Origin of the sequence: Paraburkholderia tropica, from assembly GCF_914484835.1 — a bacterium.
Lineage (GTDB): Bacteria > Pseudomonadota > Gammaproteobacteria > Burkholderiales > Burkholderiaceae > Paraburkholderia > Paraburkholderia tropica_A.
On record NZ_CAJZAR010000090.1, the window covers coordinates 23,854 to 36,294 of the forward strand.

Consider the following 12,441-nt stretch of genomic DNA (forward strand, 5'->3'; position numbering starts at 1 on the left):
CCCGCCGAAGCGGGTCATTCGCAATGAGCGGTAGCGCGGCGATCAGCGGCCGCTACCCTGCTGCGTCGCGTGATCGTGCGGCAGTTCGCACGCCTCGGTCACCACGAGATCGTTGTCCTTCGCGAAATTCAGCACGAAGTTGAAGGCCATCGGCTCGATGTCCTTCAGACGCGAGTCGAGCACCACCACCTTGAGATCGCCGATCATGGTCGGCCGCACGTAGAGCGAATAGCGCAAATAGGCGTTCGGTCCGCGCGCGTTGGCCGACGCTTTCGGGCCGAAGCTCGACATCACGCCTGCCAGACGCTCCGACCAGTCGCTCGGTCGAAACTTCTTCCCCTTGCTGGTGATGCCTTGAATGAAGTATTCGGTAGGAGCTTCGTCGGCCATGTAAGGGTCCTGTGTAACTGCGCGGCGCCGCGTATTTCGTGCGGCTGAAACAAGGGCACGAGCGCGCCGCCGTTCGCGCTTTTCGCGCTGCTTTCGCGGGTCTCCAGCCCCGGACGGTTCGCCCGATGGCCGCGCGCAAGGACAATCCGATGGAAAGGGGAACAGCCGACCGCGCATGTCGGCCCGCGCAACGTCTCGCTATGCAAGACGCAGGGGACCCACGCACAGGCCGCTCCCGCGGGCCTTGCGTGATACGCCGAAAGCCCGCCGTCGTGCCTGAGAAATCGACAAGATTATAGCGCAGCAGCTCTTTTGACGCACCGCACACAAGGTCCTCAACGATGTGTCGAAACGTTGCCGTCCGCCGAAGCAGCGCCCTCACTGCCCATCGGCCGGCCGTTTTGCGCGACTCGTCAAAATGCGCAAAATCCTTTATGCTGCATTGACTTACCACCAACCGCAGCGGCGTCGCCGGCCCAATCCTGCAGTTCGAGGCCGGATCGGGCGCCGTTTTCGTTTCATGACCTCCCGGACCATACGCCATTACCTGCAGTTCAAGGATTTCTCCCTTGACGATTATGAATATGTGCTGGAGCGCGCGCGCATCCTGAAGCGCAAATTCAAGAACTACGAGACCTATCACCCGCTGCACGACCGCACGCTGGCGATGATCTTCGAAAAGAGCTCCACGCGTACGCGTCTCTCGTTCGAAGCGGGCATCTTCCAGCTGGGCGGCCACGCCGTGTTCATGAACACGCGCGACACGCAGCTCGGCCGCGGCGAGCCGATCGAGGATTCGGCGCAGGTCATCTCGCGCATGGTCGACATCATCATGATCCGCACGTTCGGCCAGGACATCATCCGCCGCTTCGCGGAAAGCTCGCGCGTGCCGGTCATCAACGGTCTGACGAACGAATATCACCCTTGCCAGGTGCTGGCCGACATCTTCACGTTCTACGAGCATCGCGGTCCGATCCGCGACAAGACCGTGGCGTGGGTCGGCGACGCCAACAACATGCTGTACACGTGGATCGAAGCCGCGGAAATTCTCGGCTTCAAGCTGCGCATTTCCACGCCGCCGGGCTATCAGCTCGATCAGGCCCTCGTCGCACCGGAAAGCAAGCCGTTCTACGAAGTGTTCGAAGATCCGAACGAAGCCTGCGCGGGCGCGGATCTCGTGACCACCGACGTGTGGACCAGCATGGGCTTCGAAGCCGAAAACGAAGCGCGCATGAAGGCCTTCGCCGACTGGTGCGTGGACAAGGAAATGATGGCGCGCGCCAACGCCGACGCGCTGTTCATGCACTGCCTGCCCGCGCACCGCGGCGAGGAAGTCAGCGCCGAAGTGATCGACGGCCCGCAGAGCGTGGTCTGGGACGAGGCGGAAAACCGCCTGCACGTCCAGAAGGCGCTGATGGAATTCCTGCTGCTCGGCCGCCTGAACCACTAACACCTCAGCGCCGCGCACCGCAGCGAAAGCGCGGCGCGCGGCCCGTTTGGTGTCAAAATACTGTTTTCCGCGCGTCGGGGCCGCCGATGCGCACAGATCTCACCCGTTACGGATTCACCATGAGCGATATCAAGAAAGTCGTGCTCGCCTACTCCGGCGGCCTCGATACCTCCGTCATCCTGAAGTGGCTGCAGGATAACTACGACGCCGAAGTCGTCACGTTCACGGCCGACATCGGCCAGGGCGAGGAACTCGAGCCGGCGCGCAAGAAGGCGCTCCAACTGGGCATCAAGCAGGAAAACATCTTCATCGACGACCTCCGCGAAGAGTTCGTCCGTGATTTCGTGTTCCCGATGTTCCGCGCCAACGCGCTGTACGAAGGCGAATATCTGCTCGGCACCTCGATCGCCCGTCCGCTGATCGCCAAGCGCCAGATCGAAATCGCCCGCGCGACCGGCGCGCAAGCCGTCTCGCACGGCGCGACCGGCAAGGGCAACGACCAGGTTCGCTTCGAACTCGGCTACTACGCGCTCGAACCGGGCATCAAGGTCATCGCCCCGTGGCGCGAATGGGATCTGCTCTCGCGTGAAAAGCTGCTCGCCTACGCGGAAAACGCGGGCATCCCCATCGACATGAAGCACCGCCAGGGCGGCGCGCCCTACTCGATGGACGCGAACCTGCTGCACATCTCGTTCGAAGGCCGCCACCTCGAAGACCCGAAGGCGGAAGCCGAGGAAGACATGTGGCGCTGGACGGTGTCGCCGGAACAGGCACCGGACGCCGCCGAATTCGTCGACATCGAATACGAGCACGGCGACCCGGTCGCGATCAACGGCAAGCGCATGACGCCGGCCGAGATCCTCACGGAACTGAACCGCCTCGGCGGCAAGCACGGCATCGGCCGTCTGGATCTGGTCGAAAACCGCTACGTCGGCATGAAGTCGCGCGGCTGCTATGAAACGCCGGGCGGCACGATCATGCTCAAGGCGCACCGCGGCATCGAATCGATCACGCTCGACCGCGAAGTCGCGCACCTGAAGGACGACCTGCTCGCCCGCTACGCCTCGCTGGTCTACAACGGCTACTGGTGGGCGCCGGAGCGTCAGGCGCTGCAGGTGCTGATCGACCACACGCAGAAGAACGTCAACGGCTGGGTGCGCGTGAAGCTCTACAAGGGCGGCGTCTCGGTCGTCGCGCGCGACTCGAAGGACACGCTGTTCGACAAGACCATCGCGACCTTCGACGACGACGGCGGCGCCTACAACCAGGCCGACGCCGGCGGCTTCATCAAGCTCAACGCGCTGCGCATGCGCATCGCTGAGAACGCACGCCGTCAACGCGGCAAGTAAGCGTTCGCCGCTTGATCGCGACTTGCGTCGCGTCATGAAAAAACCGCCCTTCGGGGCGGTTTTTTTTCGTCCGGATCCTGCGCGCTGAAGCGTGACTACAGCGTTACTGCACGGTTTCGCCCAGGCGTCGCGCGAGCGATTTCAGCAGCGGCGCGACGCGTTCGCGGAACACCTCCGGCCCCATCGACGAAGCCGGTCCGCTGCAACTGAGCACCAGCCAGCGCCGTTCGCGCGGCTCGCGAAACGGCACCGCGACGGCGTTGACGTCCTCGTGCCAGTCGCGAAACGAATAGCAGACGCCCTCCTTGCCGAAGGTCTCGATCTCGCGCTTCGCGGCTTCCACCAGCGCCGCGCCCTCCGCGCCCGCGGCCTTTTCCAGCTCCGCGAACAGCGCCGCGCGCACGTCGAGCGGCTGCACCGCCAGATAGGCGCGCCCCATCGAACTCGTCAGCATCGACAACCGCGAGCCGGACGCGAGACCGAGCGTGAGCGCCGTTTCGCTGCGGATCGTCTCCAGATAGATGACGTCGAGCCCGTCGCGGCAGCCGAGCGACACCGCCGCGCCCACTTCCCGCGCAAACGCGCGCAGATGAGGCCGAGCAAGCTCGAGCGTATCGGTGCCCGACAACAGCGCGAAGCCCAATGACAGCACACCGGCGTCGAGCGCATATTTGCCCAGCGACTCGTCGAAACGCAGATAGCCGAGCACGGTCAGCGTGTAGGCGAGCCGGTTGACGGTGGCTTTGGGCAGCCCCGTGCGCTCGACGAAATCGCGATTGCCGAGCAGCGTCTCGCCGGGCCGGAACGCGCGCAGCAATTCAAGCCCGCGCGCGAGCGCCACGACGAACTTGCGCTCGTCGACCGGACCCGACGCCAACGCGGTCGCAAACGATGACGAGGCGTTCATTTCAGATGCAGACATAAGCGGGCTAGTGATACACTAAAGTCAATTTGCAAAACATTGTTCCGCTTAGCGGAACCAAAGTCAAGCGCAAATTGCCCATTTCGAGGTTACGAGAGTAAAAGAGAAGGAGAGACACCATGGCCGCACACGCCCAGTTCCATTGGGAAGATCCGCTGCTGCTCGACCAGCAGCTCACCGAAGACGAACGCATGGTGCGCGACGCCGCTGCCGCCTACGCGCAAGACAAGCTCGCGCCGCGCGTGGTGGAAGCGTTCCGTCACGAAAAGACGGACGCCGCGATCTTCCGCGAGATGGGCGAAATCGGCCTGCTCGGCCCGACCATCCCCGAACAGTACGGCGGCCCGGGTCTGAACTACGTCGCCTACGGCCTGATCGCGCGCGAAGTCGAGCGCATTGACTCGGGCTATCGCTCGATGATGTCGGTGCAGTCGTCGCTCGTGATGGTGCCGATCCACGAATTCGGCTCGGAAGCGCAAAAGCAGAAGTACCTGCCGAAGCTCGCGAGCGGCGAGTGGATCGGCTGCTTCGGGCTGACCGAGCCGAATCACGGCTCCGATCCGGGCAGCATGGTCACGCGCGCGAAGAAGGTCAACGGCGGCTACTCGCTCTCGGGCGCGAAAATGTGGATCACGAATTCGCCGATCGCCGACGTGTTCGTGGTCTGGGCCAAGCTCGAGGAAGACGGCAAGGACGACATCCGCGGCTTCATCCTGGAGAAAGGCTGGAAGGGTCTGTCGGCGCCCGCGATCCACGGCAAGGTGGGCCTGCGCGCCTCGATCACGGGCGAAATCGTGCTCGACGAAGTGTTCGTGCCAGAAGAAAACATCATGCCGGGCGTGAAGGGCCTGCGCGGTCCGTTCACCTGCCTGAATTCGGCGCGCTACGGCATCGCCTGGGGCGCGCTGGGCGCGGCGGAGTCGTGCTGGCACACGGCACGTCAGTACGTGCTCGACCGCAAGCAGTTCGGCCGCCCGCTCGCCGCGAACCAGCTCATTCAGAAAAAGCTCGCCGACATGCAGACGGAAATCACGCTCGGCCTGCAAGGCTGCCTGCGTCTGGGCCGCATGAAGGACGAAGGCACGGCGGCCGTCGAGATCACGTCGATCATGAAGCGCAACTCGTGCGGCAAGTCGCTCGACATCGCGCGTCTCGCGCGCGACATGCTGGGCGGCAACGGCATCTCGGATGAGTTCGGCGTGGCGCGTCACCTCGTGAACCTCGAAGTCGTGAACACCTACGAGGGCACGCACGACATCCACGCGCTGATCCTCGGCCGCGCGCAAACGGGCATTCAGGCGTTCTTCTGAGCGCCGCTTCGAAGCCAACGCACGCTGCGCTGTCGTGAGCGCATAAAAAAACGCCGCACGTTCGACCAACGTGCGGCGTTTTGCTTTTGCAGCGTCTGCGTGGCAGCGCTTACTTGTTCGGCTGCGGCGTGAGACGCAGATACGGACGCAGCGCCTTGTAGCCCTTCGGGAATTTTTGCTTGATGACGTCCTCGTCCTTCAGCGACGGCACGATCACCACGTCTTCGCCCTGCTTCCAGTTGCCGGGCGTGGCGACCTGATAGTTGTCCGTGAGCTGCAGCGAGTCGATCACGCGCAGGATTTCGTCGAAGTTACGACCCGTACTCGCCGGATACGTGATGGTGAGGCGCACTTTCTTCTTCGGATCGATCACGAACAGCGAGCGCACCGTGAACGTTTCGCTCGCGTTCGGGTGGATCATGTCGTAGAGCGTCGAGACCGTGCGGTCGCCGTCCGCGAGGATCGGGAAACCGACGTTGGCCGCCTGGGTCTCGTTGATGTCCTTGATCCACTCCTTGTGCGACTCGGTGCTATCCACCGACAGCGCGATCGTCTTCACATTGCGCTTCTCGAATTCGTCCTTGAGCTTCGCCGTCAAACCAAGCTCGGTCGTGCACACCGGCGTGAAGTCGGCCGGATGCGAGAACAGCACGCCCCAACTGTCGCCGAGCCAGTCATGGAACTTGATGCGACCAATGCTCGAATCCTGCTCGAAGTCGGGTGCGGTATCGCCAAGACGTAGGCTCATGGTGCGGTTTCCTTTGGACGTGGTGAGGCGGCGCGCGGCGCGAACCGCCGGGTTGATCAAGAGACTCGATATAGACATTCAAGCATACAGGGCGGCAGCGTGCGCCCGAACAAACATCGGGTCAGACCGGTATGAATTTTTGTAATTTTGAGAAGAGTGGTGGAAACTTTACGTGCCAGATCAACTCCATCATCATTCGTCATTTGCGTTTCGTGTCCGTCGGGCGCGACGCGAACACAGCGCAAACGCAGCGCAAATGCGGGTTCACCAACCTTCGCGCGGTGTTCGCGGGTACAAATCGTGCGAATTCAGGCGTCGTGGCGGCGCGTCACGCTTGCCAGCGCCCGTATCTTTGTTACGATTCACGCGTGATGTGACACGATGGGAGCCAGTCAATGTCAGAGGTCAATAAGGAGAGGCTGATGTCCGATATCAAAACCGTCCTCGCGGATGCCGAGGACCTGCTCAAGCAAGCGGCGAGCGCCACCGGCGAACGAGCTTCGGAGCTGCGCGAAACGGCCCTCTCACGCCTGAAGCAGGCGAAGGAAAAGGCGGCCGATGTTCAGGTCGTCGTGGTCGAGAAAGGCAAGAAGGCGGCACGCGCCACCGACGACTACGTTCACGAACATCCGTGGACGTCGATCGGCATCGCCGCAGGTGTGGGCGTGCTGGTTGGCTTGCTGATCAACCGTAAGTAAGTACGACGAACCCGGCACGGTCGGGCGGCTTGCCCCGCGCGCCGCGGCCAGCATAGGGCGTGAGCCTGCCATCAACGCGCCCGGACACGCGCCGGAGCGCGGCGATTGCACGGCTCATCCGCTGGCCCTGGCACGCGCGTCGCAACAGCTCGCCTCGCGACAGCGTCAGCAGATTCGTTAGCCGGCAGGCCGGTGCACCGCACCGGCCTGTCTTTTCTGGGCGCAATCCTTGCGTCACCCCGGTTGCGCAGTCGCCAGGCCGTTAAGCCGCATAAGCCGTTTGCCCGCTTAAGCATTTAACCGTTGGTTGTGCGCAGCCGCCCAAGTCAGCGGCGTACGTCCCTACGCCGGAGCCACCCGCCCTCGCCATGACGACAGACACTCATTCGCAGCGACACGAACATGGACCGGTGCGCCGTCTTCTCGGCTCCGCGTTCGCGATCATCCAGACGCGGCTCGAGTTGATCGGCATCGAGCTGGCCGAAGAAAAGGAGCGCCTGCTCGCCGTGCTGTTTCTCGGCCTGGCCGCGATGATGCTCGCGACCATGGCGCTGATCGCCCTCACCGCGCTGATCGCCATCGCGTTCTGGGACACCTGGCGCTGGCAGGCCCTGGCCGCCATCACGCTCGTCTATGCCCTCGCTGCGCTGATCTGCGCGTTCAAGGCGCGTCAGGGACTGCGCGATGCGCCGCTGGTGTTCCAGGCGACGCTCGAAGAATTCGAGAAGGACCGCGAGATCCTTCGCAAACCGTAGATTCACGTTCGCGCGCGCAGCCGCATCCGCCCGCGTTCGTCCCGGTTTTGACCAACCGGGTTTTGACCACCCGGTTTTTGACCACTACTCGCCGCCAATCGAAGCCATGAGCCAACCTCGACCGGATAACGCCTTCCGCCCCTCGCGCGCACGTGGCCGCGACCTGTCCACGCCGCAATTGCGCGCGCTGCGCAAAGAGCTGCTGATCGTGCGCGCCAGCGTCGAGCGTGCCGAAATGGCCGAGTCGGTCGTCGAGTTGCGCGAGGCCGTCACGCACTTCAGCTGGCTGCGCTTTCTCGTGCCGGGCTTCGCCGGTGCGACTGGCGCCGCAAGCGCCGGAGGACTCGGTGCTGGACTCGGCGGCCTGCTCAAGCAATATCCGTTGCTGAGTTCGCTGGCCTCGCTCGTGCTCGCCAAACCGCTGCGCGACAGCGTCGCTTCGGCTGCGCGTCCCGTGATCAAGTGGGGCGGCCTCGCCTTCACGGCGTGGGAAGCCTGGCGCATCTGGCAGCAGGTGCGCCGTCAGCGCGGCGCGCCGCAAGGCGGCTCGCGCCGCTACACCGAAGAAGACGACCTCACGGGCTGATTTCCGCCTGATTTTCCCCATCACGCTCGCGATCACTCCGCGCGCGTTCATCGATCCCTCCAGCAGTCGCGCACGAGCGCCGCGCCCGCGTCCGCCCCGCCGATGCGGTTGCCGCGCGCGCCGGCCGCATCCAGCAGGAACGTTCCACACGCGTCGTCGCGCATCGGCCCGCTCTCGACCGGCGCGGCCGCGATCGCGTAGCCGCCGTTCGTATCGTCGCCCGGCAACAGCTTGAGCCGATAGACCGCGCGTCCCGCAGGCGGCGCCTGATCCATGCCCGACGGCAGTGCCGCCACCGATGGACTTTGCGCATCCACGAATTGCGCCGCGCGATAGAGCGCTGCTGCGGCGTCGATCCGATGACCGCGCGCGATCTGATTGCGCCAGCCCGGCAACGCAAACGCCGCGACAATCGCCGCCGCCGCCAGCGCGATCATCAGTTCGAGCAACGTGAACGCGCGACCGTTGCGTGTCATCTCCCCTCCTCGTTCCGTGCCGTCAGAATGGCCGCGTGACGACGCGCCGCCAGTGCTGCTCGACCCGACTTTCGCCTCGCGAACCATCGAATACGACCTGCATCTGCAACCAGCTCTGCGCGTTCTCCGTCGCGCCGTAACCGCGTGCCGTGACGAGATACGCGCGCGCCTCGGGACGCGTTGCGATGCGCCACGCCTCGACCAGGCATTGCGGCGCCCGCGTCGCGCCTGGCCACGACGAAAGCGGCGACGCGGCTTGCGCCTCGAAAGTCTCGCGACGCTTCCAGCCGGTCGGTTCGCCCGACTGCGCAGGCGTAACTGGCGCGACCGCAGTTCCGCCGATCAGCGCTCGCGTGCACGCGACGAGCGCGGCGTCGGCGGCATGAAACGACCGCAGATGGTCGGCCATGCCCGCCGCGCTGCGCGCCTCGAATAGCGACGACTCGAACCACGCCGCCGACGTGACGAGCATCATCGACACGATCACCAGAACGACCGGCAGCGCAACACCGCGCTCGCGCGCACGATGCAGCCCCTCACCACTCGCCGCGCGCATCATGACGACGACATCGACAGCACGTTACGCACGGCGACGTGCCGCCAGAAGGCCTGGCGCGCGCGGCCGTCGGTGGGCATGACGCTCGCGCCGTCGCAATCGACGTAACGCATACGACGCGCCAGCGGCGCGCCTCGCACGAGCACGCACAGGTCGACGGCGATCACCGAGCCCCACTGGTCGCGCGCGAGCGCCGAGGCATCGAGTGCCTGGGCCGCGCCAGCGAGCCAGTAGCGCAGCCGCAGGCGTTCGACGCCCTCCACCAAAGGCTGTGCCGTGCCGACCTTGCCGGAGCCCTCGCAGTAGAGTTCAGGCTCGCCGGTCGAGCTGCTTGCCTTCGCATGAAAACGGTTGAGCACTTCGCTGCCGTTGGCGCCGACGGCTTGCCCGAGGCAGTCGGTGACCTGTCCGTTCGTCGATAGCCACGTGGATTCGCCGTCGCCCTGATAACGCAACGCGAGTCCGTCCGAGCGGTTGGAGAGCACTTCGCAGGTCGGATTGGCGTCCGCGCCGCCGACCCGGCCACCCGCACAGCCGAACACCGGCGGTCCGGCCAGCTGCCCCGGCGCATCGGCCGCGACGAAGCCCGCCATCTGGATCTGCTCGCCGATCAGCATCAGCGCGTTCACGCCCGCTTCGTGGATACGCGCGGCGTCGGCGCTCCACGCGAATGCCTGGCGCTGCGAACGATAGGCGGCCAGCGCACCCGCGACGACCACGAGACTCAACGCAACCGCGATCGTGAATTCGAGCAGCGTGTGGCCGCTCGCCTTTCGCTCTCGTGCGTACCGGAACGCGCGCTTCATTTCGCAAACCCCAGCGAGAAGCACGCGCGCCGCGTCTGCTCGCCTCCGCTCTCGCATTCCGCGGCGGCCTGTTGCGCATCGGGCGCGGCTTCGTCGCGCGAGGCCGTCCACGTGAGCGTCGCCAGCGAGGCCGCGCCGCCCGCGCTCGTCACCGTGATACGCACATCCGGCAAGAGCGTGGATGCACGCGACTTCCACAGGTCGGACGCCGGCGCACCGGTCCGTGCGGCTTCGGCGAGTGCATCGGCCACGAACGCCGCCCGCGTGCGCGCCGCCGACGCCATCGCATGCCGCGCGAGCCCCAACTGGGCATTCAGCAGACCGAGGCCGCACATCGTCATGAGCGCCATCGCGATGACGACTTCGAGCAACGCCGCGCCGCGCGCCGACACGCGCACGCGGCGATTAATATCTCGCGCGCTCATGACGCCGCTCCGCATGCACCCTCGCTCACGCGCGCGCGGCCGCCCGCCGCCACGCGCAGGCAACGGCGCCACGCCGCGCCACGCGTCGACACAGTGGCGACACGCGGCGCGATATCGAAATTGCGCAGGCTGCCGATGGTCTGTCCGGCGGGCGGTGTGAACGTGAGTGCGGTGAGCGTGGAAGCGATGGCGATTTCGTCGAGCGCGGGCTGGGCGCGCAGCAGCACGCTCGCGCCCGCCTGTTCGGCCACGACCGCCCAGCCGCACGACCAGTCGGCGAGCCCGGACGGACAGGCCTTGCCCGTGGCAAGGCAGTGACGCGCCGCATCGATCCGGCAAACCGTGATGCGGGCCTTGCGCCGGATCGCCTCGCTGCGCGCGTAGGAAAAGGTGCCGAGCAAGGCGTTCGCGCGCGCGTCCACCTGGTCGCGCACGCGCCACGCCACGAATACCGGAGCGACAGCCGTGACGCAGATCGCGAACAGCGCGATCACGGCCAGGGTTTCGAGCAAGGTGAAGCCGGCGCATTTCATCTGCAATCCTGATCGATTGGGGATTGCAATCACTCTAGAGATGAAACGAAACCGGAACAATTAGCCGAACGGCTAGCTGTTGCGCACGCGTTCGGCTCGCGACAATGCAAGCGTCACGAACGACGGCAGCAACGACAGGGAGAAAACGATGGGAACGATGGGAACGATGGGAACGACAGTCAGGCGGGAAACGCGGGCAAGGCGCGCGCGTTCAACCCTTTTTCGGCGGCGTTGCAGCACCGCCCGCGCGGCGGAATTCCTCGATCACGTCCTCGAATTCGGAGACGTCTTCGAAGCGCCGGTAGACAGAAGCGAAACGCACGAACGCGACCTTGTCGAGTTCGCGCAATTCGCCCATCACGAGCTCGCCGAGGCGCTCGCTGCGCACCTCGCGCTCGCCGCTACCGAGCAATTGGTATTCGATACGGGCGACCGCCGCGTCGATCGCGTCGGCAGCAACGGGCCGCTTGCGCAGCGCCAGTTGCATGCTCGCCATGATCTTGCGACGGTCGAATTCCGTGCGGCTGCCGTCCTTCTTGACGATCGCCGGCATCGCCAGCTCGACCCGCTCGTACGTCGTGAAACGCTTGTCGCAGGCCGGGCAGCGGCGGCGGCGCCGGATCGCGGCGCCGTCCTCGGACACGCGCGAGTCGACGACTTGCGTGTCTTCATGCCGGCAGAAGGGGCAGCGCATACTGGCTCGACGCTGAGCTTAGCCGTAGACCGGGAAGCGCTTCGTCAGCTCGGCGACCTGCGCCTTCACGCGCTCGATCGTCGCTGCGTCTTCCGGGTTCTCCAGCACGTCGGCGATCAGGTTGCCGACCTGCTCGGCTTCCTTCACACCGAAGCCGCGCGTGGTCATCGCCGGCGAACCCAGACGGATACCCGAGGTGACGAACGGCTTTTCCGGGTCGTTCGGGATCGCGTTCTTGTTCACGGTGATGTGCGCGGCGCCCAGCACGGCTTCCGCCGCCTTGCCGGTGATCTTCTTCGCGCGCAGATCGACCAGCATCACGTGGCTTTCCGTGCGGCCCGAGACGATACGCAGACCGCGCTTGACCAGCGTTTCGGCCAGCACGCGCGCGTTCTCGACCACTTGCTGCTGATAGGTCTTGAATTCCGGCGACGCGGCTTCCTTGAACGCGACGGCCTTGCCCGCGATCACGTGCATCAGCGGACCGCCCTGGATGCCCGGGAAGATCGCCGAGTTGATGGCCTTCTCGTGCTCGGCCTTCATCAGGATCACGCCGCCGCGCGGGCCGCGCAAGCTCTTGTGCGTGGTCGTGGTGACGAAGTCGGCGAACGGCACCGGGTTCGGGTAGACACCCGCGGCGATCAGGCCCGCGTAGTGCGCCATGTCGACCATGAAGTACGCGCCGACGGCCTTGGCGACCTTGGCGATGCGCTCGAAGTCGATACGCAGCGCGAACGCCGATG

The 12,441-nt window shown here is 65.3% G+C and carries 16 protein-coding genes; 6 read left to right on the forward strand and 10 right to left on the reverse strand.

Going from position 1 to position 12,441, the window contains the following annotated elements:
* Nucleotides 1-42 precede the first annotated feature (42 nt).
* Nucleotides 43-390: a DUF3579 domain-containing protein gene (locus LDO54_RS33295; protein WP_224016281.1), complete on the reverse strand. Its 348-nt coding sequence runs from the start codon at nucleotides 388-390 to the stop codon at nucleotides 43-45.
* Between the two features lie 520 nt (nucleotides 391-910).
* Between LDO54_RS33295 and argF the strand changes: the two genes are divergently transcribed.
* Both argF and LDO54_RS33305 read left to right on the forward strand, forming a co-directional pair.
* Nucleotides 911-1,840: an ornithine carbamoyltransferase gene (gene argF / locus LDO54_RS33300; protein WP_224016284.1), complete on the forward strand. Its 930-nt coding sequence runs from the start codon at nucleotides 911-913 to the stop codon at nucleotides 1,838-1,840.
* A gap of 119 nt (nucleotides 1,841-1,959) precedes the next feature.
* Nucleotides 1,960-3,189 (forward strand): argininosuccinate synthase, encoded by a 1,230-nt coding sequence (locus LDO54_RS33305; protein ID WP_065065236.1) that lies wholly within the window; start codon nucleotides 1,960-1,962, stop codon nucleotides 3,187-3,189.
* Nucleotides 3,190-3,292: 103 nt separating this feature from the next.
* Here the strand turns inward: LDO54_RS33305 and LDO54_RS33310 are convergent, their stop codons facing one another.
* Complete coding sequence (locus LDO54_RS33310) at nucleotides 3,293-4,111, reverse strand: IclR family transcriptional regulator (protein WP_224016285.1); 819 nt, start codon at nucleotides 4,109-4,111, stop codon at nucleotides 3,293-3,295.
* 119 nt (nucleotides 4,112-4,230) lie between these two features.
* Here LDO54_RS33310 and LDO54_RS33315 point away from each other — a divergent pair, with 119 nt between their 5' ends.
* On the forward strand, nucleotides 4,231-5,421 hold the full coding sequence (locus LDO54_RS33315) for an acyl-CoA dehydrogenase (RefSeq protein ID WP_224016289.1): 1,191 nt from the start codon (nucleotides 4,231-4,233) through the stop codon (nucleotides 5,419-5,421).
* A 109-nt stretch (nucleotides 5,422-5,530) separates the two neighbouring features.
* Here the strand turns inward: LDO54_RS33315 and LDO54_RS33320 are convergent, their stop codons facing one another.
* A complete protein-coding gene (locus LDO54_RS33320) occupies nucleotides 5,531-6,169 on the reverse strand; it encodes a peroxiredoxin (RefSeq protein WP_224016291.1) in 639 nt (212 codons plus the stop codon).
* Nucleotides 6,170-6,564: 395 nt separating this feature from the next.
* Here LDO54_RS33320 and LDO54_RS33325 point away from each other — a divergent pair, with 395 nt between their 5' ends.
* From LDO54_RS33325 to LDO54_RS33335, 3 genes are all read left to right on the forward strand, one after another.
* The gene (locus LDO54_RS33325; RefSeq protein WP_027817793.1) at nucleotides 6,565-6,867 is read left to right on the forward strand and encodes a DUF883 family protein; all 303 of its coding nucleotides are present in this window, start codon (nucleotides 6,565-6,567) and stop codon (nucleotides 6,865-6,867) included.
* Nucleotides 6,868-7,235: 368 nt separating this feature from the next.
* Nucleotides 7,236-7,622, forward strand: a complete 387-nt coding sequence (locus tag LDO54_RS33330) for a phage holin family protein (protein ID WP_224016294.1) — start codon at nucleotides 7,236-7,238, stop codon at nucleotides 7,620-7,622.
* Between the two features lie 106 nt (nucleotides 7,623-7,728).
* A complete protein-coding gene (locus LDO54_RS33335) occupies nucleotides 7,729-8,208 on the forward strand; it encodes a DUF3318 domain-containing protein (RefSeq protein ID WP_224016298.1) in 480 nt (159 codons plus the stop codon).
* Nucleotides 8,209-8,255: 47 nt separating this feature from the next.
* Here the strand turns inward: LDO54_RS33335 and LDO54_RS33340 are convergent, their stop codons facing one another.
* The 7 genes from LDO54_RS33340 to LDO54_RS33370 form a co-directional block, all read right to left on the reverse strand.
* Nucleotides 8,256-8,684 carry a type IV pilin protein gene (locus LDO54_RS33340; RefSeq protein WP_224016301.1) on the reverse strand — a complete coding sequence of 143 codons (429 nt, stop codon included), beginning with the start codon at nucleotides 8,682-8,684 and terminating at the stop codon, nucleotides 8,256-8,258.
* Nucleotides 8,685-8,706: 22 nt separating this feature from the next.
* Entirely contained in the window at nucleotides 8,707-9,243 is a 537-nt protein-coding gene (locus LDO54_RS33345; protein WP_224016303.1) for a pilus assembly PilX family protein, read from the reverse strand.
* The gene (locus LDO54_RS33350; RefSeq protein ID WP_224016306.1) at nucleotides 9,240-10,046 is read right to left on the reverse strand and encodes a PilW family protein; all 807 of its coding nucleotides are present in this window, start codon (nucleotides 10,044-10,046) and stop codon (nucleotides 9,240-9,242) included. Before LDO54_RS33350 ends, LDO54_RS33345 begins: the two co-directional genes overlap by 4 nt.
* On the reverse strand, nucleotides 10,043-10,471 hold the full coding sequence (locus LDO54_RS33355) for a type IV pilus modification PilV family protein (RefSeq protein WP_224016309.1): 429 nt from the start codon (nucleotides 10,469-10,471) through the stop codon (nucleotides 10,043-10,045). The genes LDO54_RS33350 and LDO54_RS33355 overlap by 4 nt, the downstream gene beginning before the upstream one ends.
* On the reverse strand, nucleotides 10,468-11,004 hold the full coding sequence (locus LDO54_RS33360; protein ID WP_224016311.1) for a GspH/FimT family pseudopilin: 537 nt from the start codon (nucleotides 11,002-11,004) through the stop codon (nucleotides 10,468-10,470). Before LDO54_RS33360 ends, LDO54_RS33355 begins: the two co-directional genes overlap by 4 nt.
* A gap of 211 nt (nucleotides 11,005-11,215) precedes the next feature.
* Nucleotides 11,216-11,698, reverse strand: a complete 483-nt coding sequence (nrdR, locus tag LDO54_RS33365) for a transcriptional regulator NrdR (RefSeq protein ID WP_224016313.1) — start codon at nucleotides 11,696-11,698, stop codon at nucleotides 11,216-11,218.
* An 18-nt stretch (nucleotides 11,699-11,716) separates the two neighbouring features.
* Nucleotides 11,717-12,441 (reverse strand): serine hydroxymethyltransferase (locus LDO54_RS33370; protein ID WP_224016638.1); only part of this gene is annotated, 725 nt, incomplete at its 5' end.

Excerpts from the sequence above, each read along its gene's own strand:
- LDO54_RS33330 (WP_224016294.1), top strand. The coding sequence starts at position 7,236 with ATGACGACAGACACTCATTCGCAGCGACACGAACATGGACCGGTGCGC.
- LDO54_RS33345 (WP_224016303.1), bottom strand. The coding sequence starts at position 9,243 with ATGATGCGCGCGGCGAGTGGTGAGGGGCTGCATCGTGCGCGCGAGCGC.
- argF (WP_224016284.1), top strand. The coding sequence starts at position 911 with ATGACCTCCCGGACCATACGCCATTACCTGCAGTTCAAGGATTTCTCC.
- LDO54_RS33320 (WP_224016291.1), bottom strand. The coding sequence starts at position 6,169 with ATGAGCCTACGTCTTGGCGATACCGCACCCGACTTCGAGCAGGATTCG.
- LDO54_RS33310 (WP_224016285.1), bottom strand. The coding sequence starts at position 4,111 with ATGTCTGCATCTGAAATGAACGCCTCGTCATCGTTTGCGACCGCGTTG.
- LDO54_RS33325 (WP_027817793.1), top strand. The coding sequence starts at position 6,565 with ATGTCAGAGGTCAATAAGGAGAGGCTGATGTCCGATATCAAAACCGTC.
- LDO54_RS33355 (WP_224016309.1), bottom strand. The coding sequence starts at position 10,471 with ATGAGCGCGCGAGATATTAATCGCCGCGTGCGCGTGTCGGCGCGCGGC.
- LDO54_RS33315 (WP_224016289.1), top strand. The coding sequence starts at position 4,231 with ATGGCCGCACACGCCCAGTTCCATTGGGAAGATCCGCTGCTGCTCGAC.
- nrdR (WP_224016313.1), bottom strand. The coding sequence starts at position 11,698 with ATGCGCTGCCCCTTCTGCCGGCATGAAGACACGCAAGTCGTCGACTCG.
- LDO54_RS33360 (WP_224016311.1), bottom strand. The coding sequence starts at position 11,004 with ATGAAATGCGCCGGCTTCACCTTGCTCGAAACCCTGGCCGTGATCGCG.
- LDO54_RS33340 (WP_224016301.1), bottom strand. The coding sequence starts at position 8,684 with ATGACACGCAACGGTCGCGCGTTCACGTTGCTCGAACTGATGATCGCG.
- LDO54_RS33305 (WP_065065236.1), top strand. The coding sequence starts at position 1,960 with ATGAGCGATATCAAGAAAGTCGTGCTCGCCTACTCCGGCGGCCTCGAT.
- LDO54_RS33335 (WP_224016298.1), top strand. The coding sequence starts at position 7,729 with ATGAGCCAACCTCGACCGGATAACGCCTTCCGCCCCTCGCGCGCACGT.
- LDO54_RS33350 (WP_224016306.1), bottom strand. The coding sequence starts at position 10,046 with ATGAAGCGCGCGTTCCGGTACGCACGAGAGCGAAAGGCGAGCGGCCAC.
- LDO54_RS33295 (WP_224016281.1), bottom strand. The coding sequence starts at position 390 with ATGGCCGACGAAGCTCCTACCGAATACTTCATTCAAGGCATCACCAGC.